Genomic DNA, 22,493 nt, shown 5'->3' on the forward strand with positions numbered 1-22,493 from the left:
CTAGCCCCGTCCACCGGCCAAGGGGCAGGGTTCGGTGGACGGACCACCCGTGAGCGTGACCTTCGCTCCGGGCCGAACGCGCCCCCTGCCATTCGGAAATGCATTCGCCCACTCAGGCGTGGGCCATTATGAAGCCTTTCGAATTCGCTCGTCAGCTCATTCCGCGAATATGACAAGTTCGCGCCGGGAGCGTCCGACGACCGGCTACGCTCCATGTCGCGCAGCGGGCCGACGTGTGTACGGCCCGCCGCGGTCAAGTGCTGTGCTGCCGCCGTCTTTCCCGCCCAAGAAGCGAGGAAAATGCCGCGCTCCGGCACCCACTCCCTTGTCTCAAGAGTTCCGAGGATCTCGATGGTTGGTACAGGCTCGTCGGCTCCCAGGCGGCCCGCCTCCGCGCTCATATGGCTGATCTCCCCACTGGTGCTGGCCGTGTGCGCGGTCACGGCGGTCCTCTCCGTGACCCCGGCGGCGCGCGCGCCCGTGATCTGGTGCGGAGCGGCCGCGACCGTCGCGGTGGGGCTGGCCTCCGCCGAGGCGGCGCGGCGCGGCAGGGTGATCGCGGGGCTGCGCCGGCGCCTGGCCGAGCGGGAGGCGCTCCTCCAGCGCCGGCTGGACCAGCACGACGCCGAGACCTGGCGCTTCGCCCGGGACGTCCTCCCCGAGGCGCTCAAGCTGATGCGCCGCGGCGCCCCCACCGACCAGGTCGTCAGGGTCACCGTCCCCGCCCATGAGCTGGAGCCCGGCTTCTCCGCCGCCCACCGGGCCGTGGTGCGGTCCGTCATCGAGGCGGTGCAGCAGGAGGAGGCGCTGCGTGACGCGGCCCACCGGGCGTTCGTCAACATCGCGCGCCGCATGCAGGCGATCGTGCACCAGCAGGCGTACGACATCCGGGAGATGGAGCACAAGCACGGCAACAACCCCGATGTCTTCGGCGACCTGCTCCACCTCGACCACGGCAACGCCCTGACCGGCCGTCTCGCGGACAGCATCGCGGTTCTGGGCGGCTCGCGCCCCGGCCGTCAGTGGCGCTCCGAGATCCCGCTCTACAACGTGCTGCGCGGTGCGATGTCCCGCATCCTCGAGTACCGCCGTGTGGACCTCCACTCCGTGGCCGACGTCGCCGTGGTGGGTCCCGCCGTCGAGCCGGTCATCCACGCCCTGGCCGAGCTGCTGGACAACGCCACCCGCTACTCGCCGCCGCAGACCCGGGTCCATCTGACCGCCGTCGACATCCAGTCCGGCATCGCGGTCGAGATCGAGGACGCCGGCGTCGGCCTCACCGACGAGGCCCGCCGCCGCACGGACCGGGTGCTGTCCAAGGAGGGCGGCCTCGACCTGGACGACCTGGGCGAGTCCCCGCGGCTGGGTCTGGCAGTGGTCAGCCGGCTGGCCAACACCTATGACTTCATCGTGTCGCTGCGGCCCTCGGCCTACGGCGGCGTCCGCGCGGTGCTGGTCATCCCGCCGAACCTGATCACCGCGAGCAGGTTCCCCGGTGGCGACATCGCCCGCGCGCCCAAGCTTCCGCCCGCCAAGAAGAAGCGCCGCCCGGGCTCCATCCCCCTCCAGCCGTCCGAGACGCCGATGATGGACAGCCCCGTGCCGCCGCCGATGGGCGACGGCGGTCTGCCCCAGCGCCGTCGGCGGCGCGGGCCGGCCCCGCTCCCCTTCGGCCGCGGCGCGGCCGCCGAGCGGGCCCGGAACGCGGCCGAGGGGCGCACGCCCGCCCCGTCCGTGCCCGAGGAGCCGCCCGTACAGCCGGGAATGTGGCTGGCCGCGTTCACCAGCGGCATCAACGGCGAGCTGCACGAGCAGAACGGGCGGCCCATCACTGATAACCCGTCAGACAAGGAAGAGTAGCCAAGTGACGCAGCAGCCGAGGTTCAACATGGACTGGATGCTCAAGGACCTGGCCACCAGCGTCCCCCAGACCCGCCACGTGATCGTGCTGTCCTCGGACGGCCTGCGCATGGCCCAGCACGGTACGGACACGGAGGTCGCCGACCGCCTCGCCGCCGCCTGCGCCGGACTGCAGAGCCTCTCGACGGCCATCGCGCAGGAGTTCCCGCACGGGGACGGGGAGATGCGCCTGGTGGTGATCGAGGTCGACGGCGGCTTCTTCTACCTCATGGCCGCCGGGGCCGGGGCGTATCTGGCCGTGCTGGCCGACGACGACGTGGACGCCGGGCTGATGGGCATGAAGATGCGGGATCTGGTGGCCCGCATCGGCTCCCATCTCACCAGCCCGCCCCGGGTCGGCGGGGCGGCCACGTGAACGGTTCCCGACCCGACGACGAGCCCGGTGCGGAGCCACCCGGCAATCCGGACAGGCTGTACATCCTCAGTACGGCGGAGACACGGGCCAGGCCCAGGACCCACCTCGACCTGGTCACCCTCATCGTCTCCCGCGCGGAGCCCGACCCCGGCCTCCAGCCCGAGCACGCCGCCGTCGTGCGGATGTGCGACTTCCCCCTCTCGGTCGCCGAGATATCCGCCTATCTGGAGCTGCCGGTGAGCACCCTGACCCCGATGCTCACCGAGCTGCTCTCCGACGGAAAGGTCGAGGCCCGCCCGCCCGTACCCGCGGCCGCGCTGCCCGACGTCCGAATCCTTGAGGCGGTGATGCATGGACTACAGAAGCTCTGAGAGCTACGCCGGGCCGCGCAGCGAGGACACCCTCCCCGCCACGGCCACCGCGGCCGTCAAGGTCGTCATCGTCGGGGGCTTCGGGGTCGGCAAGACGACCCTGGTGGGCTCGGTCAGCGAGATCCGTCCGCTGACCACCGAGGAGACGATGACGCAGGCCGGTGTCGGCGTGGACGACCTCGCCGGCATCGAGCAGAAGACCGAGACCACGGTGGCCATGGACTTCGGCCGCATCAGCATCAACGACCAGTTGGTGCTGTACCTGTTCGGCACGCCCGGCCAGGAGCGGTTCTGGTTCCTCTGGAACGGCCTCTTCGAGGGCGCCCTCGGCGCGGTCGTGCTCCTCGACACCCGCCGGATGGAGGTCAGCTACGACGTGATCGGCCGCCTGGAGGAACGCGGCGTCCCCTTCGTCGTCGGGGTCAACGCCTTCCCCGGAGCCCCCAGATACCCCGTGTCGGAACTCCGCGCGGCCATGGACCTGGACGACTCCGTCCCCATGATCGACTGCGACGCCCGCGACCGCGCCTCCTGCCGCGACATCCTGATGGCGCTGATGCGCTACCTCTACACCCTCACGACCGTCTCCCCGGAGCCCCAGTGACCAACCCCCCCGAACACGCCCGCACCGACTCCCTCATGGCACCACCGCCGGGGTGCCCGGCACACGTGGGCGGGTCCCACGCCGGAGCGACCCGGTTGTACGGAACGGAAGCCGAGGTGGACCCGTACGGCCTGTACGAACGACTGCGGGCCAAGCACGGCCCCGTGGCGCCGGTGCTGCTGCACGGCGATCTCCCGGCCTGGCTGGTGCTGGGATACCGGGAGACCCTCGATGTGACGCGTACGCCTTCGCGGTTCTCCCGCGACTCCCGGAACTGGCGCGACTTCCGCGAGGGCAGGGTCGCTCCCGACCATCCGCTGACGCCCGTCACCGCCTGGCAGCCGATCTGTACCTTCGCCGACGGCGAGCAGCACGAACGCTGGCGTGGCGCCGTGAACGACAGCATCGCGCGCTTCGACAAGCGAGGCATCCGGCGCCACGTCACGCAGTGCGTCAATCAGCTGGTCGACCGCTTCTGCGCCTCGGGACAGGCGGAGCTCGTGAGCGAGTTCGCCGAGCATCTGCCGATGATGGCGATGACCCAGCTGCTCGGCATGCCCGAGGAGTACAGCCCCCAGCTGGTCAATGCCTGCCGCGACATGCTCAGGGGCACCGAGACGGCTGTCGCGAGCAATGAGTTCCTTCAGGACACGCTGCGCAAGCTCGTGGCACGGAAGCACGCCCAGCCCGGTGCCGACTTCACCAGCTGGCTGCTGGAACATCCGTCCGGTCTTTCGGACGACGAGGTGCAGCAGCATCTTCGACTCGTCCTGATCGCCGCCTTCGAATCCACCGCGAACGTCATCGCGAACACTCTGAAGATGGTGCTCACCGATGTCCGCTTCCGGGCGTCCTTGGCGGGTGGACATATGACGCTCCCCGACGCCGTCGAGCAAGTCCTCTGGGACGAACCACCGTTCATCACCATCCTGGGCCGCTGGGCCACTCAGGACACGGAGCTCGGTGGACAGCAGATCAAGTCGGGCGACGCGCTGGTGCTGGGACTGGCCGCCGCCAATATGGACAAGGCGGTCCGGCCGGACCTGGACGCTCCCATCCACGGCAATCGCGCCCACCTCGCCTTCAGTGGCGGAGCGCACGAGTGCCCCGGTCAAGACGTGGGACGGGCCATCGCGGGCACGGGAATCGATGCTCTGCTGTGGCGTCTGCCCGATCTCAACCTCGCCTGCGAGGAATCGGAACTCACCTATCGCTCGGCCATGATGACGCGCCATCTGTCCGAGCTGCCCGTGAAGTTCACGGCACATCAGCCGCAGCTGGCGGACCTGGACTCCTATGAGTCCCCGTCGACGCTGCCGGGCGGTTCGACGAAGCCCGCACTCGAGCCGGAGGCGGGAACCGCCGAGCCCGCCTCCGCGCGTTTCACGTGGTGGCGTTCGATCACGAAATGGCTGCGTCGCCGCTGACGAGCACCGTCCACTCGCTCCGGCACTTGCCGGACCTCTCTCGTGCGTGGTGACACAGGTGAATGGGTGGGCATACCCAACACTAGTGATCGGCACGCATGAGGGAGGCGCACGATGACGATGTGGTCGCTGGCCGAGCGGTACGGACGACTCCTCGCCTCACCCTGGTGGCGGTCCGTGGTGTCCATCGCCGCCGGAGCAGTGCCCGCGCTGGCCTTTCCGGAACCATCGTTGTGGTGGCTGGCGTGGGTGGGGCTCGTGCCGTGGCTGCTGCTCATCCGTTCGGCGCCCACGGGGCGGCGAGCGGCACTCGACGGATGGCTGGGCGGGGCCGGATTCCTGCTCGCCGTACATCACTGGCTGCTACCCAGCCTGCATGTGTTCATTCTCGTGTTGGTCGCCCTCCTGGGGACGTTGTGGGCCCCTTGGGGGCTGCTCGTGCACCGGCTGCTCGCCGGCTCGGCCGGTCCCGGCCGGGTGGCCGCGGCATTGGTCGTGGTGCCGTCCGGATGGCTGCTCGTGGAGCTCGTACGGTCCTGGGAGTACCTGGGCGGCCCTTGGGGGCTGCTCGGCGCCAGCCAGTGGCAGGTGCACCCGGCGCTGCGGGTGGCCTCGGTAGGCGGTGTCTGGCTGGTCGGCTTCCTGCTGGTGGTGGTCAACACCGCACTCGCCGCGCTGGTTTCCGTGCCTCGGGGCCGCGCGGTCGCGGTGGCGGCGGTCGTGACCTGCGCGGCAGCGGTCATCGGCGTCTGGGCCGGGGCACCGGCGCCGCAGTTCGCGGGGACAGTGCGAGTAGCGCTCGTACAGCCCGGCATCATCGACGGGACGGGCAGCGTACAGCGGCGCTTCGACCGCGAGGAGAAACTCACCCGGGAGCTGGCCGGCCGGCGGGTCGACCTGGTGGTGTGGGGCGAGAGCAGCGTCGGGCAGGACCTGGGGAGCCGACCGGACCTGCGTGACCGGCTGGCCGCGCTCGCTCGTACGGTCGGTTCGGACCTGCTCGTCAACGTGGACGCACGGCGCTCGGATCGGCCCGGCATCTTCAAGAGCTCGGTGCTGATCGGGCCGGACGGCCCGACCGGGGACCGCTACGACAAGATGCGCCTGGTGCCTTTCGGCGAGTACGTCCCGGCCCGTTCAGTGCTCGGCTGGGCGACGTCCGTGGGGAAGGCGGCCGCCGAGGACCGCAGGCGCGGGGACGGTCCGGTGCTGATGCGGTTGCCGGACACGCGCGGCGGTGGTCTGCGCGTCGGCCCGCTGGTCTGTTTCGAGTCGGCGTTCCCGGACATGAGCCGACGGCTGGCGCAGGACGGCGCCCAGCTGCTCGTCGTCCAGTCCGCGACATCGACGTTCCAGGACAGCTGGGCTCCGCGCCAGCACGCCTCGCTGGCCGCGCTGCGGGCGGCCGAGACGTGGCGACCGGTGGTGCACGCGACCCTCACCGGCGTGAGTACGGTGGCCGACCCGCGCGGCCGCACGGTCGGCCGGACGCTCGGCACGGACCGCAGCGCCGCGGTCGTCTACGACGTACCACTGGCCCGTGGGACCAGCCCTTATGTGCGCACCGGCGACTGGACCCTGTACGGGGCGGTGGCGATCGTGGCCCTCTTCTGTGCCACCGAGGTCTCCCGGCTGGCCATCAGGAAGTAGCCAGTCGCGATTCGCACATGCGCTCTGACTGGTCCCCAATGCGCAGGATGGCTGTTTACCGATCACGCGGAACGGCCCCCCAAAACCACCCCAAACGCGCCAACACCGCCTGTCTCATGCCTTATTTACAGGCTTGCGAACGGGCCACCGGCGCTTCGAGCGCCCCCGCTTCGCGCTCTGCCTGCGGATATCGCTCTCGCGTCACGGTGGAAGCAACCTGAGCCGGAGCCTCCTCTTTGGTCACCTCCAGGCGACCGTCCGGCCCGGGCCAGGTAGTGATCAACGCACCAGACCAGCCGGAGAGTGTCGGCGGGTTCGCGCCAAAAACGAAGTCGTCGCGATTGTTCCTGGACGCAAGATGGTCGACACTCTCATCGAGCACGCGTCGCAGCCGTCCGAGCAACCCTCGCCCTACCGAGGAGCACGGAAAAGGAGGACGTCATTCCTTCCTTCACACTGCCGCAATTCTACAACCCGTTCCCTTCCCGTCTGAGCCCCTACCTGAAAATAGCCTCCGACGAGGCACTGGAGTGGGCTCGCGAGTGGGAACTGGTGACTTCGTCATCCGCCGAGAAGCGTTTCGAATCCGCTCTCTACGGCGAGTTCGCAGCCCGCACATATCCTGACGCGCCCGCGGATCGTCTCGCGGTGGCGGCCAAGTGGTGCGCCTGGCTGTTCCTGTTCGACGACCATTTCGACGACTGCTATCTGGGACGCAGCAGGGTCGAAGCCGAAAGCATTCTTCCCAACCTGCTCCGGTTCCTGACCAACCCGGAAATCGAGCCGCAGACCGCGACCAACCCGCTGGAGGCCGGCCTGCTGGATCTCTGGCACCAGACGGCGGCCAAGATGTCCCTCTCCTGGCAGGAACGATTCAAAGGGCACATGCACGACTACCTGATGTCGTACTTCTGGGAGATCTCCAACAGATCCCGACGCTACACTCCGGACCTGGTCATGTACATCGAGATGCGGCGGGACACCGGGGCGACGTGGATCGGCTTCGACCTCATACCCTTCACGGAATCCCTGGAGGTGCCCGCCCGCCTCAACGACGATCTCCTTCTCAGGACCATGGAGCTCGCGGCCATCGACGTGATCTGCATGTCGAACGACATCCTGTCGCACGAGAAAGAGATGGCACGTGGCGAGGTGAACAACATCGTCCCCATCGCCCAGTATCTGACCGGCGGTGAGGTCCAGCAGTCCGTGGAACTCGTCAACGCGATGCAGACCTCGAGGATTCGCCTGTTCCTCGACCACAAGGAAAGAATTCCAACGTGGCTGGAGGAGTCCCAGGCGTCTCCCCTGACGCGGCGGGCGGTCGAGCGCTATATCGCCGGCCTCGAATCGTGGATCCGAGGAAATCTCGACTGGTCCTTGCGCACCGCCCGCTACCTGGACGTGGAACACGCGCCGGGTCACGGCGACCGGGTCAGTTGGGCGGAGAACCTGAGCGGCGTCACCGACGACGTGCTACGAGCGCCCGTCCAGGATCAGAAGTCGGCCGATCTCGAGCGGGTGCCGTAACGAGCCGACCGCGGCGGTCGGGCGTCGCCCACGGTCGGCCGGTGGTGCCGACGCTCACGAGCTCGCGGAGTTGCTCGTGCGGCTTGCCGGAAGGTCCGCCGCCTGACGCTCGGGGCGTGCGGGCGGTCGCCAGTCGGCCACGCCGTCGAGGCCGCGCAGGGCGACGCGGGGGCCCAGGCGGTTGACGGTGGTGAGGGCCGCGGTGCGCAGGGCGCAGGCGAAGGGTGAGGAGAGGCGGGTCAGGCGGGCGACGCGTGCCGAGCGGCGGACGACGGCCGTGGTGCGCGGCAGGCGCTGCCGGGTGTATTCGGCGAGGGCGTCGCCAGGGGCGGCGGTGGCCAGGGCGTGGGCGAGGACGACGGCGTCCTCGATGGCCTGGCAGCCGCCCTGACCGATGTTGGGGGGCATGGCGTGGGCGGCGTCGCCGAGGAGGGCGACCCGGCCGCGGTGGAAGGCGGGCAGGGGGCGGGCCGTGGTGTGGACGTCGTTGCGCAGGATCGCGGCGGGGTCGGCGGCGTCGAGGATGTCGGGCACGGGGTGGTGCCAGTCCCCGAAGAGGCGGCGGAGCCGGTCGAGTTCGCCGCCGGGCGAGACGGCCCGGGCGGGGGCCACGGCCTGGGCGTAGGCGTAGACGCGGCCGTCGCGCAGGGGGACGGTGCCCCACAGCCGGCCGGGCCCCCAGGTCTCGTGGGCCGGGAAGGGCGTGGCGGGGCGGGGGACGACCAGGCGCCAGACGGTGGCCCCGGTGTAGCGGGGGGCGGGGTGGCCGGGGAAGAGGACGGCGCGGACGGCGGAGTGGATGCCGTCGGCCCCGACGACGAGCTCCGCCTCCAGTTCGCCGTCGGGGGTGGTGACGCGGGCGGGCCGGTCGGGGGCGCCGGGGTCGGTGAGGGCGGCGGGGCTGCCGGTGCGTACGGCGCCCTCGGGGAGGCGGGCGGCGAGCAGGCCGACGACGTCGGCGCGGTGGGCGACGACGACCGGGCCGCCGAAGCGCCGGGCCGCGGCCTCGTTGCTGGTGCGGGAGAGCCAGCGGCCGTCGGGCAGTCGCAGTCCGCCGTCGGCCTGCCAGCCGGAGAGGGCGCGTACGGCGTCGCCGGCGCCGAAGGTGTCGAGGGCGCGCTGGGCGTTGGGTGCCAGGGCGATGCCGGCGCCGACGGGTTCGAGGGCGGCGGCGCGTTCGAGGACGGTGACGTGCCAGCCGGTGTGGTGCAGAGCGCAGGCCGCGGTGAGGCCGCCTATGCCGCCGCCGATGACGACGGCGCGGGGCTGTGCCATGGGTTCCTCCCGAGAGCGGAACTACAGGTGTAGTGGCAGCCAAGTTACTACGCCTGTAGTGGAAGCGGTAGGTTGGGGGCGTGCGCCCCGAGAAGACCGTCCCCGCCCGTCCCCGCGCCCAGCTGATCGCCGACACCGCGCTCGCCCTGCTCGCCGAGCGCGGGATGCGGGGCCTGACCCACCGCGCCGTGGACGAGGCCGCCGGGCTGCCGCCCGGCTCGACGTCGAACCACGCCCGTACCCGTGCCGCGCTGCTGGAGACGGCCGTACGGCGGCTGGCCGAGCGCGAGGTGGCGGTGCTGACGCCCCGCGAGATGCCGGACCCGGCGGAGGCGGACGGGCTCGACTCGCTGGCCGACGCCCTCGCGCTCGCGCTCCACCGCTCGCTGACCGGGCAGCGCGAACTCGTCCTCGCCCGTTACGAGCTGGCGCTGGAGGCGGCGCGCCGGCCGGAGCTGAGGGAGGTCTACGACGTGACGGGCCGGGACCGCTTCCGCGCTCCGGTGATCGCGCTGATGACGGCCGCGGGCTCCCCCGAACCGGAGCGGCACGCGATGTCGCTCATCGCGTGGTGCGACGGGCTGATGTTCTCGTGCGTGGCGGGGAGCTACCACGCCGAGGTGCCCGGCCGTACGGAACTGCGGCGGGGATTCAGGGAGCTGCTGCGGGGAGCGCTGGGACGATGACCCCGGCTCCCTGCCCTTCCCCGGCGCCCGGCCCTCCCTCGGCCCTCGGACCGCCTGAACGATAATCCCTGGCCTGGGCTCGAACCTCGCCGCGATGATGTCCCCATGACGATCAATGAGCGCCCCCTGCCCTCGACCACCGCGGGCGAACGCGAAATGCTGGAAGGCTGGCTGGACTTCCACCGGGCCACGCTGGCCGCGAAGTGTGCCGGCCTGGACGACGAGCAGTTGCGGACGGCGTCCGCGCCGCCGTCCATCATGTCCCTCATGGGGCTCGTGCGGCACATGGCGGAGGTGGAGCGCCACTGGTTCCGCCGGGTGCTGTCCGGGGAGGACGCGCCGCCGATCTACTACGACGACAACGACCGCGACAAGGACTTCAAGGTCACGGAGAAGGACACCGGCGAGGAGGCCCTCGCCACCTGGCAGGCCGAGATCGCCAAGGCCCGGGAGCTCGCCGCCGAACGGTCGCTGGACTACACCGGCGCCGGCGTCAGGTGGCGCGAGGGCGAGCCCTTCAGCCTCCGCTGGATCATCACCCACATGATCGAGGAGTACGCGCGGCACAACGGCCACGCCGACCTCATCCGCGAGCGCGTCGACGGCGCGACCGGGCTCTGAGCGGAGCGCGGCCGGGCCCGTGAATCCATGTCACCCCTGCGGGGAATTCCCCATGTCCCTTCGTGGGCAGCAGGGTTGGCCGAATGCATCGAGTGCCCTCAGCCGCCGTCCTGGTGGCGGTGGCCATGTCGGCCGCGGTCGGCTGTGTCTCCGTCTCCCCCCGGCCCCTCGCGCCCGGCGGGCCCGGCGGGCCCCGGGCCGTCCACCAGGGCCCGGCCCGTGAGTCGCTGACCGTCACGGGCCCGGGCGCCTCCCGGCCCCCTTCGCCGGACGGGACCCCGACGCCGGGAGCGAACGGGGCGAACGGGGTGAACGGGGCTCCCGAGGCGAACGGGGCCCCGGGCCGGACGGCCGACCCCTTCCGGATCGGCCCGTACGACCCGAAAGTCCCGGCGGATCCCAAGGACCCGGCCGACCCGACCATGCCGTGGGACCCTCCGACGCCCTCACGGGCGGCCGGGGGCGACCAGGGGGCGCGCCGCTCCCCGGACGCGCCGTCGCTCGTCGCTCCCCCGCCGCCCGCCACCGATCCGGGCGGCGCCCGGCAGGCCCCCTCCCCGGAGCGGCGCGCCGAGCGGCAGGAGCCCGCCCCGGCGCCACCAGAGCCCCAGCGCCAGGCCCCCCGGCCTGCTCCCGAACCGGAGGAGCACCACGCGGCCCCGGCCCCCGCACCGGCCCCGGCGTCGCGGGGCCAGCAGGGCAAGGGCCTGTGCGCCCTCGGCGACACCTATGGGAAGTGGGAGAAGGGCGGCGACGCGTCGCGGATCTGCCACCAGGTGTACGGGCGTTGAGCCCCGGCCGGGAACCGTCGGCCGTCAGGCCACCGGTCCCCCGGACCCTCAGACCGTCAGGCCCTCAGGCCCTCAGACCCTCAGACCGCGATGGTCGGGATCCGCCAGTCGATCGGCTCGTGGCCCTGGGCCGCGACCGCCTCGTTGATCTGGGTGAAGGGACGGCTGCCGAAGAACTTCTTCGCCGACAGCGGCGAGGGGTGGGCGCCCTTGACGACGACGTGCCGCTCCTCGTCGATCAGGGGCAGCTTCTTCTGTGCGTAGTTGCCCCAGAGCACGAAGACGGCCGGGTCGGGGCGGGAGGCGACGGCGCGGATGACCGCGTCGGTGAACTTCTCCCAGCCCTTGCCCTTGTGGGAGTTGGGCTCGCCGCCCCGGACGGTCAGCACGGCGTTGAGCAGCAGGACGCCCTGCTCGGCCCACGGCAGGAGGTAGCCGTTGTCCGGGACGTCGTAGCCGAGCTCCTCGCGCATCTCCTTGTAGATGTTGCGCAGCGACGGCGGCGTCCGGACGCCCGGCCGCACCGAGAAGGACAGGCCGTGGCCCTGGCCCGGGCCGTGATACGGGTCCTGGCCGAGGATGAGGACCTTCACCCGCTCGTACGGGGTGGCGTCCAGGGCGGCGAAGACCTCTCCGCGCGGCGGGTACACCGGGGCCTTCACCCGCTCCTCCTCCACGAACTCGGTCAGCTCCTTGAAGTAGGGCTTCTCCAGCTCTTCGCCGAGGACAGCGTGCCAGGACTCGGGCAGCACGTCGGTGACGGTCACGTCGACAACCTCCGGGGTTCGTTCCGTTCTCGCCGGAGAACTTACCGCCGACCACTGACAACGCCCGCCCCGGAGTCCCCGGAGCCGGGGCCGCTGGTCCCGGGCCCGGCTTCGTCCGCGTGCTCAGACTCCCGCGTTGAGGAAGAGGCCCCCGTCCACGACGAGCGTCTGGCCCGTGATCCAGCCCGCGGCGTCCGACAGCAGGAAGGCGGCCGCGCCGCCGATGTCCTCCGGCACGCCCAGCCGGCCGAGGGGGTAGGAGGCGACGGCCTCCTCCTCACGCCCCTCGTAGAGGGCCGCGGCGAACTTGGTCTTCACCACGGCCGGGGCGATCGCGTTGACGCGTACGCCGGGGGCGAATTCGTGCGCGAGCTGCAGGGTGAGGTTGACCATGGCGGCCTTGCTCATGCCGTACGCGCCGACGAAGGGGGAGGCCGCGACCCCGGCGACGGAGGCGATATTGACGATCGCGCCGCCGTTGTCCTTCTGCCAGGCGTGCCACGTCCGCTGGGCGAAACCGAGCGCGGAGACGACGTTGGTCTCGAAGACCTTGCGGGCCACGGCGAGGTCGAGGTCGGCGATGGGGCCGAAGACGGGGTTGGTGCCCGCGTTGTTGACGAGGTAGTCCACGCGGCCGAAGGCCTCCATGGCACGCTCGACGGCCTGGGCCTGGTGGGCCTCGTCGTGGGCCTTGCCCGGGACGCCGACGGCCCGGTCGGGGCCGAGGGACTCGACGGCCTGCTTGAGGGCGTCCTCGTTGCGGCCGGTGATGACGACGCGGTCGCCACGGGCCACCAGGGCCCGGGCGATGCCGTAACCGATGCCGCGGCTGGCACCCGTGACGAGGGCGACCTTGCCGGAGGGTTCGCTTCCCTGAGCGGGCGTGGCGGGCATGGCGGATGCGCTGGGCGTGGCGGAAGCGTCGGGCGTGGCGGGCATGCTGTCCGTTCTCCTCGGTTCTCTCCTCGGCGGCCGATGAGCACGTACGTGCCGTCCGCTCGCGGGGCCCCCGGCCTGCATGGGGGTGGGGTGGTGTGCCGGGCCGTGCGGGCCGGGTCAGTCGAGCGGGCCGCCGGCCACGTACAGCACCTGGCCGGAGACGAAACCGGCCTGGTCCCCGGTGAAGAAGGCGATCGCGTTGGCGATGTCCTCGGGCTCGCCGACGCGCTGCACGGGAATCTGCGTGGCCGCCGCTGCCTGGAGGTCCTCGAAGCTCATGCCGACGCGGGCGGCCGTGGCCGCCGTCATGTCGGTGGCGATGAAGCCGGGGGCGACGGCGTTGGCGGTGACGCCGAACTTGCCGAGCTCCTTGGCAAGGGTCTTGGTGAAGCCCTGGAGGCCGGCCTTGGCGGCCGCGTAGTTGGCCTGGCCGCGGTTGCCGAGGGCCGAGCTGCTGGAGAGGTTGACGATCCGGCCGAAGCCCGCGTCCACCATGTGCTTCTGACAGGCGCGCGCCATCAGGAACGCGCCCCGCAGGTGGACGTTCATGACGGTGTCCCAGTCGTTCTCGCTCATCTTGAACAGCAGGTTGTCCCGGAGGACGCCCGCGTTGTTGACGAGGACGACCGGCGCGCCCAGCTCGGCGGCGACGCGGGCCACCGCGGCGTCCACCTGGGCGGCGTCGGAGACGTCGCAGCCCACGGCGAGCGCCCTGCCGCCCGCCGCCGTGATCTTCTCGACGGTGCCCGCGCAGGCCGCCTCGTCGAGGTCGAGGACGGCGACCGCGCGTCCCTCGGCGGCCAGGCGCACCGCGGTGGCGGCGCCGATGCCACGGGCCGCGCCCGTGACGAGGGCCACGCGCTGCTCGGTGGTGGACATGCGGGTTCTCCTCACCTCGAAGGCGGCCCGCCCCGGCGGCGCGCTCCGACCAGGGGAGCGGCGGCGGGGTGAGCAACCGCTCAGTAGCTTGGTCGATCAGACGCTAGAAGTCCCGCCACGCGCTGTCAACGCCCCACCACCCGCCCTCTCCTGCGTCCCCGCCGTCGCCCGGGCGCTATCGCACCAGCAGATCGAGCAGGCGCTCCGACTCGCGCTCCGCGTCGACCGTCAGCCCGGTGTGCACCGGCCCCGGCTGCACCACCGTGCTGCGCGGCGCGATCAGCCAGCGGAACCGCCGCCCGGCGTCGTCGCAGGCCGCCTGCCCGGCGCGCTCGCCTCCTGCGCAGACCCCCTCGACGGCGTGCAGCGCGGCCCGTACGCCGGCCACGTCCGCCGCCGGGTCGAGGGCCAGCAGCCGGTTCTCGTCCAGGTGGACACGGGCGGTCACATACGACTGCGCCTGGCAGTAGACGACCACTCCGGCGTTGATCTGCTCCCCGCGCTCGATCCGGGGCACGACGCGCAGCAGCGCGTACTCGAAGACGTCGCGCTTCGCGCCGTCGCGGCCCTTGTGGTCCTGGGGGTGGGAGACACGGTGCGGCTGCTGCGCCCCGTGACCGTTCTCGCGGCCCGTCACTTCGCGGCGCCCTTTCCGTTCAGCCTGACTCGTACCCATTCCGGCGCCTGCGACGGTTTCTCCGCGGTGCGTTCGCCCATGGTGATCCTCTCGCCGATGGTCGCCGCGCGTTCGAGCAGCACCTCGACGTACGCCCGGCGCAGGGCGTCCGGGCTGTCGAAGCCGGGCTCGTCGGCGAGCCACTCGTCGGGGACGTCGGCGGCCGCCTCGGTCAGCAGTTCCTCGGTGACCCGGGGGGCCAGTTCGGCCGCCGCCCCGGCGATGTCCGGGGAGAAGGTGGCGAGGACGTGGTCCGAGGCGTCGTACGGCTTGCCGGCGGCGGTCGCGGCGCCGGGCCAGTTGTGGTGCCAGATCATGGTGGCGCCGTGGTCGATCAGCCAGAGGCAGCCGTGCCACACGAGCAGGTTGGGATTGCGCCAGGAGCGGTCGACGTTGTTGATGAGCGCGTCGAACCAGATCACGCGGCCGGCCTCGGCGGCGTCGGTCTCGAAGGCGAGCGGGTCGAAGCCGAGTGCCCCGGGCAGGAAGTCCATGCCGAGGTTGAGCCCGCCGCTGGCCTTGAGCAGCGCCTGGACCTCCTGGTCCGGCTCGGCGCGGCCGATGACCGGGTCCAGCTGGATGCGGGCCAGCTCCGGGACGCGCAGGCCGAGGCGGCGGCCGAGCTGTCCGCAGATGACCTCCGCGACGAGCGTCTTGCGGCCCTGGCCGGCGCCGGTGAATTTCATGACGTAGGTGCCCAGATCGTCTGCCTCGACGATGCCGGGGAGCGAGCCGCCCTCACGCAAGGGCGTGACATAGCGGGTGGCCGTGACTTCGGGGAGCATCGCCCCAGATTAATCGCCCGGCGGCGGCCGGTTGAACGCCAGGCGCGGCGCGGCCGTATGTGTCCTCGCATCACTCAAACCACTCGATCCAGCTGATGCGAAGCGACAGCAAAGGAACGATCATGACGCATTCGTCACCCGAGCCATCCGTGCCGGCCGGCACCACCCGCCGTACCGTCGTCGCGGCGACCGGAGCCGCCGGTCTCGCCGCCGTCCTCGCCGCGTGCGGCGGCTCCGACGACACGGGCTCCGGCTCCGGTTCCGGCTATTCGGGCGGCGCGCCGGACACGTCGGACGCGTCGAAGGGCACGCCGGGGCAGGCGGCCGGTGACAAGGGCACGCCCGGGCCGGGCGCCACGTCCGGGGCGGGCGAGGGTGCGGCCCTGGCCCGGACCTCGGAAATCCCCGAGGGCGGCGGCAAGGTCTTCCCGGACCGGAAGGTCGTGGTCACCCAGCCGACGAAAGGGCAGTTCAAGGCGTTCTCGGCGGTCTGCACCCATCAGGGATGCGTGGTGAAGGAGGTCGCGAACGGCACCATCAACTGCCCCTGCCACGGCAGCAGGTTCGCGGTGACCGACGGAGCCGTAAGGGGTGGCCCGGCGCAGAAGCCGCTGCCCGAGGAGCGGATCTCGGTGAACGGGGGCTCCATCACGCTGGGCTGAGCCCCTCGGGGCCGGGCGTCCGCCGAGGCCGTCCGCGCCGCCGCCAGCCGCGCAGGACGGCCTCGGTCGTGGTCACGGTGGCGACCAGCGCGAGGGTGTGGCGCACCATCGCCGCCGTGTAGTCGGCGGGCACCCCGGCGATGGCGTCGGAGGGGACGAGGGCCGTGTAGCCGAGGTTGACGGCGTCGAAGACGGCGTTGGGGATGCCGACGTTGGCCGACACACCGGTGACGATCAGGGTGCGGCAGCCGATGTTGCGCAGCAGGGCGTCCAGGCCCGTACCGGCCAGCGGCGAGAGCCCGTGCAGCCGGCGGACGACCAGGTCCCCGTCGCCGACGGGTACGGGCTCGGCCACCCGGACGGCGTGGGTGCCGGTCAGCTGTTGTACGGGCAGTCGTTCGGCGACGCGGAAGAGATGGGCGTTGCGGCTGGCGCCGCGACCGTCCGGGCGGCGTTCGGCGATGGCGTGCACGACCTGCACGCCCGCCTCGTGCGCCCCGGCGACGAGCCGGGCGACGTTGACGAGTGCCCCGGAGGCACGGGCGACGGCCGCGAGTTCCGGGAGCGCGCTGTCGGGGCCGACGACCCCGCGCTGGCACTCGACGGTCAGCAGCACGGTGCTCGCCGGGTCGGTCTCCTCGGCGAACGGATCCTGAGTGGCCATGACGCTCCCCCGCAACGGTTCGTACCCGCGCCCCGCCCGGGGCCCGCGTGAGGCTAGTGGGCATTGCGGTGCCGGGGAAGGGGCAGCATTCTTCTGACCGGGGGTCAGATGCGGTCGGGTCCGGGAAGGCGGGTGCGCGGGATGACCGTCACACAGCGGCGGGGCCGTCGGGCCATGATGACGCGGGACGAGCTGGACGCCTTCCTCGCCGGGCGGCGCACCTGCCGGGTGGCGACGGCCGGGCGGGACGGGCGGCCGCACGTCGGCCCGCTGTGGTTCGTCTGGGACGGGCGGGCGCTGTGGCTGTACTCCCTGGTCCGCAGCCGGCGCTGGGCCGATCTGCGGCACGACCCGCGGGTGGCGGTGGTGGTCGACGACGGCGAGGAGTACGACGAGCTGCGCGGCGCGGAGCTGTCCGGCACGGTGGCCGTGGTGGGCGAGGCCCCGCGCCGGGGCGTGGCGTGCCCGGAGCTCGTGGTGCCCGAGCGGCTGTTCGCGGAGAAGTACTTCGGCCTGGCGGCGATGCCCCACGACAGCCGGCACGGCTGGCTCCGGCTGACGCCGGAAGCCGTCGTCTCCTGGGACTTCCGCAAACTGCGGAGACGATGACACGGAGCGGACGGGGATGACCCGACGCGGGCGGGATCGCTCCCGTCACTCCCCTATGCCGCCGGCCGCCTCCCGCAGCGCGTCGGCCACCGCCCGGATCGAGGGCCTGCGGTCCGCGTCCGCGCGCCAGATGGCGAAGACGTGGCGGCACATCGTGTGCCGTACGGGCACCGCGCGCACCCCCTCCGGCAGCGGGCCGCGGCCGAGCCGGGGGGCGACCGCGATGCCCAGGCCCGCGGCGACGAGGGCGAGCTGGGTGGCGTGCTCCTCGGCCATGTGCGAGATGCGGGGCTCGATGCCCTGGCCGCGCAGCGTGGACAGCAGCCAGTCGTGGCAGAACTCGCCCTTGGGCCAGGCGATCCACTCGTCCTCCGCGAAATCCGCGAAGTCGGTGAGGGAGACGTCCGTGCGGTCGGCGAGCGGATGCCCGGCGGGGACGGCGATGTCGACGGGGTCGTCCAGGACCGGGGCCCTGACCAGCTCGTCCGGCACCGGCAGCGGCTTGTTGTACCAGTCGAGGACCACGGCGAGGTCGATGTCGCCGCGCACCGTCCCCTCGACGGCCTCCTCCTGCTCCATCTCCACCAGCCGCGCGCGCAACTGCGGGTGTTGTGCGCGCAGGGCCATAAGCGCGGCCGGGAACAGGCCCCGGGCGGCCGTGGGGAAGGCGCCGAGTCGCAGTTCGCCGACGGCGTGGCCGCGCTGGGCCTCCAGGTCGGACTGGGCCAGCTCCACCTGGGAGAGGATGCGCCCGGCGTGCTCGGCGAGCAGCCGCCCGGCGTCGGTGAGGCGCACCCCGCGGCCGCTCTTGACCAGCAGCCGCTGACCGGCCTCGCGCTCCAGCTTGGACAGCTGCTGCGAGACGGCCGAGGTCGTCACGTGCAGCCCCTCCGCCGCGCCGCTGACGGAGCCGTGGCGGGCGAGGGCGTGGAGGGTGCGCAGGCGCTCCAGGTTCAACATGTAAGCGATGCTACGCGATGTCTCATAGAATTATTTGCTTGTTCTAATGACTCATGGCCCTGCATGGTAGTGGTCATGAGCACCGTCGCGACGCCGAAACCCCCCTCCTCCTCCGTATCCGCCGCCCCCTCCGCCACCGTCACGACGGTCACTCACCCCGGGCGCCGGGGCCTCGACTGGCGGATCAAATTCGCCGTGCTCTCGGTCGTCTGGGGATTCAGCTTCCTCTTCATCAAGCTCGGCACCGACGGCTTCGCTCCTCCCTATGTCTCCTTCGGCCGGATGTTCTTCGGCGCGGCCGTGCTCATGGCGGCGCTGGTGATCAAGCGGCAGCGGCTGCCGCGCTCCCCGCGCACCTGGGGCCATCTGTTCGTCGCGGCCTTCCTCTGCAACGCCTTTCCGTTCACGCTCTTCGCCTACGCGGAGCTGACGATCCCCACCACCCTCGCCGGGGTCTGCAACGCCACGACCCCGCTGTGGGGCATGGTGCTCTCGCTCGTGGCGCTCTCCGAGGACCGGCCGACGCGCCGCCGCTTCGCGGGGCTCGGCCTCGGCTTCATCGGGGTGCTCGTGGTGCTCGGGGCCTGGCAGGGCTTCTCGGGGCAGGACCCGAAGGGCACCGCCATGGCCCTGGTCGCCTCGATGAGCTACGCCCTGGGCTGGATCTACGTCCGGCGCACGCTGTCGGGCACCGGCGACGGACATCTGGCGCTGTCCGGCGGCCAGCTGCTCGTCGGCGCGGTCCAGCTCGGTGTCGCCGCGCCGCTGCTCAGCCCGCTGCCGTCCGCCCTGCCCGTCGTGCCGCTGCTCGCGGTCTTCGCGCTGGGCGCGCTCGGCACGGGGCTCGCCTTCCTCCTCCAGTACGGGCTGGTCGCCGAGGTCGGGCCGACGACCGCGACCATGACGACGTATCTCATCCCGGTCGTGGCGACCGCGGCGGGCGTCACCCTGCTCGGCGAGGAGCTCACCTGGAACACCCCGGTCGGCGCGCTGATCGTGCTGGCCGGAGCGGCCCTCACCCAGAGCAAGGGCCGCTCGGGCAAGGGGCGTTCCTTCCGGACCGGCCGGACCGTGGCGGCGGGGGACGCCACGCGGGGGAACGGGGCCGCTCAGTCGTAGCGCCCCGCCGGCACCGGGCCGGTCGCGGACGCCAGCGCGTCCGCGACCGGCCCTATCTCGTGCATCCCCAGCGCGGACACGGTCAGCCGCACACCGGGCGGCGACGCGAGCCGGAACCGCGCCCCCGGCGCCACCGCCCAGCCCGCCTGGAGCAGCCGGGCCACGGCCCCCGTCTCGTCCGGCACGGGCAGCCACACGTTCATCCCGCTGCGCCCGTGCGCCTCGACGCCCCGCTCCCGCAGCGCCGCGACGAGCGCCTCCCGCCGCCGCCCGTACGAGGCGGCGACCCGCGCCGCGTCCACGGCGCCGCTGCGCCACAGATGCACCACCGCGTCCTGCAGGACATGGCTCACCCAGCCGGGCCCCAGCCGCTGCCGGCCGCGCACCCGGTCGACGGTGACGGCGTCGCCAGTGAGTACGGCGAGGCGCAGATCCGGCCCGTATGCCTTGGCGACGGAACGCACCAGCGCCCAGTGGTCGGTGACCCCGGCGAGGGGGCACAGGGGCAGATCGACGATGCCGTGGCCGTGATCGTCCTCGATGAGCAGCACTTCGGGGTGGCTGGCGAGCACGGCCCGCAGCTCCCGGGCGCGCGCCTCGCCGATCGCGGCGCCCGTCGGGTTCTGCGCGCGGTCGGTGACGACCATGGCCCGGGCGCCCCGGCGCAGCGCCCGGTCGGCCTCGTCGGGCAGCGGGCCGTCGTCGTCGACCGCGACGGGCACGGCGCGCAGGCCGAGCGCGGGGATGAGATCGAGCAGGCTCCCCCACCCCGGGTCCTCGACGGCGACCGTGTCGCCCGGCCGCAGATGCGCGCTCAGCACCCGCTCGATGGCGTCGAGCGAGCCCGAGGTGACGGCCACGGGGCCCTCCGGGACGCCCTCGTCCGTGAAGGCGGCGCGGGCCATGCGTTCCAGGTCCGTATCGACGGCCGGATCGCCGTAGAGCACGGGTCTGCGGCGGGCGCGCTCGGCGGCCGCGGCGAGGGCCTCGCCGAGCGGGGGCAGCAGCGCCGGGTCGGGGTTGCCGGCGGAGGCGTCGCGCACGCCTTCCGGCGCCTCCACCCGGATGAGCTCGCGGGGCGTGCTGGCCGGGCGCTCGCGCACCCGACTGCCGCGCCGGCCCGCCGTCTCGATCACTCCGCGGTCGCGCAGCGTGCGGTAGGCGGCCGCGACGGTATTGGGATTGACCCCCAGCTCCACCGCCAACTCCCGCATCGGCGGCAGCAGTTCGCCGGGGGCGAGCCTGCCCGCACCCACCGCTCGTTCCACGCTCGCGGAGATGTCCGCTGCGCGACGGCCTTCGATCCGATACTCTCCTAGCACAAAACCAACTATGCACTAGTGCAATGGAGAACGCAATGCCTTCTTCCACGGCCGCCACCCCGACTCCCACGGCCGCCGCGCCGATTCCCGGGGCCGGGAAGTACGAGCGGACCGAGCGCACGACCCCGACCCGCTACCGCGACCGCGCGTCCTACGACCGCGACCTGGTGCACGCGATACTCGACGCGGGCTACGTCTGCCATCTCGGCTTCGTCCGCGACGGCGCCCCCGTCGTCCTGCCCACCCTCTACGGACGCGTCGGCGACCGCCTCTACGTGCACGGCTCCACCGGCTCCCGGCCCCTGCGCTCGGCGGGCGAGGCGCGGGAGCCCGGCATGCCCGTCTGCGTGACGGTGACGCATGTCGACGGGCTCGTCCTGGCCCGTTCCGCCTTCCACCACTCGCTCAACTACCGCTCCGTCGTGGTGCACGGCACGGCCCGGCGGGTCACGGACCCCGCCGAGCTGCGCGATGCCCTCGACGCCCTGGTGGACCAGGTCGTGCCCGGCCGGGCGGCGGACTCCCGGCCCGCGTCGGCCAAAGAGCTCGCCGCCACGGCCGTGCTGCGCGTCGACCTCACCGAGGTGTCGGCGAAGGTCCGCCACGCCGGCCCGGGTGACGACGAGGAGGACCTGGGCCTCCCCCACTGGAGCGGGGTCGTCCCCGTGACGACGTCCTACGGCACTCCCGTCCCGGCGGACGACCTCGCCCCCGGCATCCCCGTGCCGGACTACCTCACCGGTCGCTGACCGGCCGCGACCGCGCGGCCCCGGGCCGCCGCCCGTCCCCGTCGGCACCGGTCGCCGCCGCGTCCGCGACCGCGTCCCCGCTGCCCGTCCTCGTCGGTCCCGGCCGCCGCCCGCTGCCGCCGGCCTCCGCGAGGGCGAGCGCCGCGACGGCGCCCAGCAGCACGCACGTGCCCAGCGCGGTCGCGGCGGTCAGGCGCTCCCCGAGCAGGGTCACGGCGATCGCCGCCGCCGTGACCGGCTCCAGCAGGGTGATCACCGAGGCAGTCGTGGCCCGGACAGCCACGAGGCCCGCGAAGAACAGCCCGTAGGCCAACGCCGTCGGCACCGTCACCAGATACCCCAGCAGCCACAGCGTGCGCCCCAGTTCCTGGGCCCGGGGCCACAGGCCCTCGGCCGCCGCGAGCGGCAGGAGGCAGACCGCGCCCACGGCGAAGGAGGTGAGCGTCGTGGTGAACGGGTCCGTGGCCCGGCCCTCACGGCCGAGGCGCCGGGTGTACAGGGTGAGCAGCGCGTAGCCCCCTGCCGACACCAGCCCCCAGGCCACTCCGGCGGGCCGCACCGTGCCCGCGCCGTCACGGCCGAGCACCAGCACCACCAGGCCGGTCAGCGCCCCGGCCACCGCGACCCGGCCTCCCGCGCCGAGCCGCTCGCCCATGAAGAGCCTGCCCGCCAGCGCCACCAGCACGGGCGCGGCGCCTTGGGTGACGACCGTGCCGACCGCCAGTCCCGTCCCGTCGACCGCCGCGAAGTAGGCGGCCTGGAAGACGGCGAGCCCGCCGCCGGTGATCAGGAGGCGGGTCGCCCGGCGCCGCCCCGTCTCGGGCGCGCGCAGAGGGCGGACGGGCCGGGGCCGCACGGCCCGTACGGCCAGCAACAGGACGAGGCCGCCGACCGTGCGCCAGAAGGTGAGGGCGACGGGACCCAGGCCGCTGCTGGCGGAGGCGAGCGCGGCGGTGGCGCCCGCCGTGCCCCAGGCGACACCCGCGACGACGACGCAGGCCAGGCCCCGGCCGACGGAGAGCCCGGGACCGGCGTGCGAGGGCACGTCGTCGGACGGCCCGCCCGGAGCGGGGCAGGCCGGAAGAGAGGAGTTGCGCATGACTGTTCTGTTCTCCCGCGGAAGACATCGGTG

General features: G+C 72.7%; 24 protein-coding genes. 14 read left to right on the forward strand and 10 right to left on the reverse strand.

Translation table 11 applies throughout. The annotated features are described in order from the left end of the window. The first annotated feature begins 351 nt into the window (after positions 1–351). From ACX9I7_RS13740 to ACX9I7_RS13770, 7 genes are all read left to right on the forward strand, one after another. Complete coding sequence (locus ACX9I7_RS13740) at positions 352–1,860, forward strand: ATP-binding protein (RefSeq protein ID WP_189450780.1); 1,509 nt, start codon at positions 352–354, stop codon at positions 1,858–1,860. A gap of 28 nt (positions 1,861–1,888) precedes the next feature. Then, positions 1,889–2,275: a roadblock/LC7 domain-containing protein gene (locus ACX9I7_RS13745; protein WP_126917876.1), complete on the forward strand. Its 387-nt coding sequence runs from the start codon at positions 1,889–1,891 to the stop codon at positions 2,273–2,275. After that, positions 2,272–2,646: a DUF742 domain-containing protein gene (locus tag ACX9I7_RS13750; RefSeq protein ID WP_387572956.1), complete on the forward strand. Its 375-nt coding sequence runs from the start codon at positions 2,272–2,274 to the stop codon at positions 2,644–2,646. The genes ACX9I7_RS13745 and ACX9I7_RS13750 overlap by 4 nt, the downstream gene beginning before the upstream one ends. Then, complete coding sequence (locus ACX9I7_RS13755) at positions 2,627–3,250, forward strand: GTP-binding protein (RefSeq protein ID WP_126913123.1); 624 nt, start codon at positions 2,627–2,629, stop codon at positions 3,248–3,250. Before ACX9I7_RS13750 ends, ACX9I7_RS13755 begins: the two co-directional genes overlap by 20 nt. Beyond that, positions 3,247–4,677, forward strand: coding sequence for a cytochrome P450 (locus ACX9I7_RS13760; protein WP_387572960.1), 1,431 nt, complete (start codon positions 3,247–3,249; stop codon positions 4,675–4,677). The genes ACX9I7_RS13755 and ACX9I7_RS13760 overlap by 4 nt, the downstream gene beginning before the upstream one ends. A gap of 114 nt (positions 4,678–4,791) precedes the next feature. Continuing rightward, positions 4,792–6,327, forward strand: a complete 1,536-nt coding sequence (gene lnt, locus ACX9I7_RS13765; protein WP_459387488.1) for an apolipoprotein N-acyltransferase — start codon at positions 4,792–4,794, stop codon at positions 6,325–6,327. A 552-nt stretch (positions 6,328–6,879) separates the two neighbouring features. Beyond that, on the forward strand, positions 6,880–7,857 hold the full coding sequence (locus ACX9I7_RS13770) for a terpene synthase family protein (RefSeq protein ID WP_387572966.1): 978 nt from the start codon (positions 6,880–6,882) through the stop codon (positions 7,855–7,857). Between the two features lie 54 nt (positions 7,858–7,911). On the opposite strand, the gene ACX9I7_RS13775 is transcribed toward ACX9I7_RS13770, so the two are convergent. Continuing rightward, complete coding sequence (locus ACX9I7_RS13775) at positions 7,912–9,132, reverse strand: FAD-dependent monooxygenase (protein ID WP_387572969.1); 1,221 nt, start codon at positions 9,130–9,132, stop codon at positions 7,912–7,914. 80 nt (positions 9,133–9,212) lie between these two features. On the opposite strand from ACX9I7_RS13775, the gene ACX9I7_RS13780 reads away from it, so the two are divergent. The 3 genes from ACX9I7_RS13780 to ACX9I7_RS13790 all read left to right on the forward strand — a co-directional run bounded on the left by ACX9I7_RS13780 (position 9,213) and on the right by ACX9I7_RS13790 (position 11,230). Further along, positions 9,213–9,818, forward strand: coding sequence for a TetR/AcrR family transcriptional regulator (locus ACX9I7_RS13780; protein ID WP_387572971.1), 606 nt, complete (start codon positions 9,213–9,215; stop codon positions 9,816–9,818). A gap of 105 nt (positions 9,819–9,923) precedes the next feature. Continuing rightward, positions 9,924–10,439 (forward strand): DinB family protein, encoded by a 516-nt coding sequence (locus ACX9I7_RS13785; protein ID WP_387572974.1) that lies wholly within the window; start codon positions 9,924–9,926, stop codon positions 10,437–10,439. An 83-nt stretch (positions 10,440–10,522) separates the two neighbouring features. Further along, a complete protein-coding gene (locus tag ACX9I7_RS13790; protein WP_459387489.1) occupies positions 10,523–11,230 on the forward strand; it encodes a hypothetical protein in 708 nt (235 codons plus the stop codon). An 80-nt stretch (positions 11,231–11,310) separates the two neighbouring features. On the opposite strand, the gene ACX9I7_RS13795 is transcribed toward ACX9I7_RS13790, so the two are convergent. The 5 genes from ACX9I7_RS13795 to ACX9I7_RS13815 form a co-directional block, all read right to left on the reverse strand. After that, a complete protein-coding gene (locus ACX9I7_RS13795) occupies positions 11,311–11,997 on the reverse strand; it encodes a uracil-DNA glycosylase (protein ID WP_459387490.1) in 687 nt (228 codons plus the stop codon). Between the two features lie 123 nt (positions 11,998–12,120). Then, a complete protein-coding gene (locus tag ACX9I7_RS13800) occupies positions 12,121–12,891 on the reverse strand; it encodes an SDR family oxidoreductase (RefSeq protein WP_459387512.1) in 771 nt (256 codons plus the stop codon). A gap of 162 nt (positions 12,892–13,053) precedes the next feature. Next, positions 13,054–13,815: a 3-oxoacyl-ACP reductase FabG gene (fabG, locus tag ACX9I7_RS13805; protein WP_459387491.1), complete on the reverse strand. Its 762-nt coding sequence runs from the start codon at positions 13,813–13,815 to the stop codon at positions 13,054–13,056. A gap of 175 nt (positions 13,816–13,990) precedes the next feature. Then, positions 13,991–14,452 (reverse strand): DUF3037 domain-containing protein, encoded by a 462-nt coding sequence (locus tag ACX9I7_RS13810; RefSeq protein ID WP_387572987.1) that lies wholly within the window; start codon positions 14,450–14,452, stop codon positions 13,991–13,993. Further along, complete coding sequence (locus tag ACX9I7_RS13815; protein WP_189450804.1) at positions 14,449–15,276, reverse strand: HipA family kinase; 828 nt, start codon at positions 15,274–15,276, stop codon at positions 14,449–14,451. Before ACX9I7_RS13815 ends, ACX9I7_RS13810 begins: the two co-directional genes overlap by 4 nt. A 122-nt stretch (positions 15,277–15,398) precedes the next feature. On the opposite strand from ACX9I7_RS13815, the gene ACX9I7_RS13820 reads away from it, so the two are divergent. After that, positions 15,399–15,938, forward strand: a complete 540-nt coding sequence (locus ACX9I7_RS13820) for a Rieske (2Fe-2S) protein (RefSeq protein ID WP_387572992.1) — start codon at positions 15,399–15,401, stop codon at positions 15,936–15,938. Here ACX9I7_RS13820 and ACX9I7_RS13825 read toward each other — a convergent pair. Next, positions 15,925–16,602, reverse strand: coding sequence for a cysteine hydrolase family protein (locus ACX9I7_RS13825; RefSeq protein ID WP_387572995.1), 678 nt, complete (start codon positions 16,600–16,602; stop codon positions 15,925–15,927). The two genes, ACX9I7_RS13820 and ACX9I7_RS13825, sit on opposite strands and share 14 nt — an antisense overlap. 141 nt (positions 16,603–16,743) lie before the next feature. Between ACX9I7_RS13825 and ACX9I7_RS13830 the strand changes: the two genes are divergently transcribed. Further along, positions 16,744–17,211: a pyridoxamine 5'-phosphate oxidase family protein gene (locus ACX9I7_RS13830; protein ID WP_459387492.1), complete on the forward strand. Its 468-nt coding sequence runs from the start codon at positions 16,744–16,746 to the stop codon at positions 17,209–17,211. Between the two features lie 45 nt (positions 17,212–17,256). On the opposite strand, the gene ACX9I7_RS13835 is transcribed toward ACX9I7_RS13830, so the two are convergent. After that, positions 17,257–18,171: a LysR family transcriptional regulator gene (locus tag ACX9I7_RS13835; RefSeq protein ID WP_387572999.1), complete on the reverse strand. Its 915-nt coding sequence runs from the start codon at positions 18,169–18,171 to the stop codon at positions 17,257–17,259. A 75-nt stretch (positions 18,172–18,246) separates the two neighbouring features. Here ACX9I7_RS13835 and ACX9I7_RS13840 point away from each other — a divergent pair, with 75 nt between their 5' ends. Then, the gene (locus tag ACX9I7_RS13840) at positions 18,247–19,290 is read left to right on the forward strand and encodes a DMT family transporter (protein WP_387573002.1); all 1,044 of its coding nucleotides are present in this window, start codon (positions 18,247–18,249) and stop codon (positions 19,288–19,290) included. On the opposite strand, the gene ACX9I7_RS13845 is transcribed toward ACX9I7_RS13840, so the two are convergent. Beyond that, a complete protein-coding gene (locus tag ACX9I7_RS13845; protein ID WP_459387493.1) occupies positions 19,281–20,612 on the reverse strand; it encodes an aminotransferase class I/II-fold pyridoxal phosphate-dependent enzyme in 1,332 nt (443 codons plus the stop codon). The genes ACX9I7_RS13840 and ACX9I7_RS13845 overlap by 10 nt on opposite strands. 35 nt (positions 20,613–20,647) lie before the next feature. On the opposite strand from ACX9I7_RS13845, the gene ACX9I7_RS13850 reads away from it, so the two are divergent. Further along, entirely contained in the window at positions 20,648–21,361 is a 714-nt protein-coding gene (locus tag ACX9I7_RS13850; RefSeq protein WP_459387494.1) for a pyridoxamine 5'-phosphate oxidase family protein, read from the forward strand. Here the strand turns inward: ACX9I7_RS13850 and ACX9I7_RS13855 are convergent. Next, complete coding sequence (locus ACX9I7_RS13855) at positions 21,348–22,460, reverse strand: DMT family transporter (protein WP_459387495.1); 1,113 nt, start codon at positions 22,458–22,460, stop codon at positions 21,348–21,350. The genes ACX9I7_RS13850 and ACX9I7_RS13855 overlap by 14 nt on opposite strands. Between the last annotated feature and the right edge of the window lie 33 nt (positions 22,461–22,493).

This window comes from Streptomyces sp. L500 (assembly GCF_054551825.1).

What these genes read in the sequence shown, in the direction of transcription:
- ACX9I7_RS13740 (WP_189450780.1), top strand. Translation starts at nt 352, where the DNA reads ATGGTTGGTACAGGCTCGTCGGCTCCCAGGCGGCCCGCCTCCGCGCTC.
- ACX9I7_RS13745 (WP_126917876.1), top strand. Translation starts at nt 1,889, where the DNA reads ATGGACTGGATGCTCAAGGACCTGGCCACCAGCGTCCCCCAGACCCGC.
- ACX9I7_RS13755 (WP_126913123.1), top strand. Translation starts at nt 2,627, where the DNA reads ATGGACTACAGAAGCTCTGAGAGCTACGCCGGGCCGCGCAGCGAGGAC.
- lnt (WP_459387488.1), top strand. Translation starts at nt 4,792, where the DNA reads ATGACGATGTGGTCGCTGGCCGAGCGGTACGGACGACTCCTCGCCTCA.
- ACX9I7_RS13775 (WP_387572969.1), bottom strand. Translation starts at nt 9,132, where the DNA reads ATGGCACAGCCCCGCGCCGTCGTCATCGGCGGCGGCATAGGCGGCCTC.
- ACX9I7_RS13785 (WP_387572974.1), top strand. Translation starts at nt 9,924, where the DNA reads ATGACGATCAATGAGCGCCCCCTGCCCTCGACCACCGCGGGCGAACGC.
- ACX9I7_RS13790 (WP_459387489.1), top strand. Translation starts at nt 10,523, where the DNA reads ATGCATCGAGTGCCCTCAGCCGCCGTCCTGGTGGCGGTGGCCATGTCG.
- ACX9I7_RS13800 (WP_459387512.1), bottom strand. Translation starts at nt 12,891, where the DNA reads ATGCCCGCCACGCCCGCTCAGGGAAGCGAACCCTCCGGCAAGGTCGCC.
- fabG (WP_459387491.1), bottom strand. Translation starts at nt 13,815, where the DNA reads ATGTCCACCACCGAGCAGCGCGTGGCCCTCGTCACGGGCGCGGCCCGT.
- ACX9I7_RS13815 (WP_189450804.1), bottom strand. Translation starts at nt 15,276, where the DNA reads ATGCTCCCCGAAGTCACGGCCACCCGCTATGTCACGCCCTTGCGTGAG.
- ACX9I7_RS13820 (WP_387572992.1), top strand. Translation starts at nt 15,399, where the DNA reads ATGACGCATTCGTCACCCGAGCCATCCGTGCCGGCCGGCACCACCCGC.
- ACX9I7_RS13825 (WP_387572995.1), bottom strand. Translation starts at nt 16,602, where the DNA reads ATGGCCACTCAGGATCCGTTCGCCGAGGAGACCGACCCGGCGAGCACC.
- ACX9I7_RS13830 (WP_459387492.1), top strand. Translation starts at nt 16,744, where the DNA reads ATGACCGTCACACAGCGGCGGGGCCGTCGGGCCATGATGACGCGGGAC.
- ACX9I7_RS13835 (WP_387572999.1), bottom strand. Translation starts at nt 18,171, where the DNA reads ATGTTGAACCTGGAGCGCCTGCGCACCCTCCACGCCCTCGCCCGCCAC.
- ACX9I7_RS13840 (WP_387573002.1), top strand. Translation starts at nt 18,247, where the DNA reads ATGAGCACCGTCGCGACGCCGAAACCCCCCTCCTCCTCCGTATCCGCC.
- ACX9I7_RS13850 (WP_459387494.1), top strand. Translation starts at nt 20,648, where the DNA reads ATGCCTTCTTCCACGGCCGCCACCCCGACTCCCACGGCCGCCGCGCCG.
- ACX9I7_RS13855 (WP_459387495.1), bottom strand. Translation starts at nt 22,460, where the DNA reads ATGCGCAACTCCTCTCTTCCGGCCTGCCCCGCTCCGGGCGGGCCGTCC.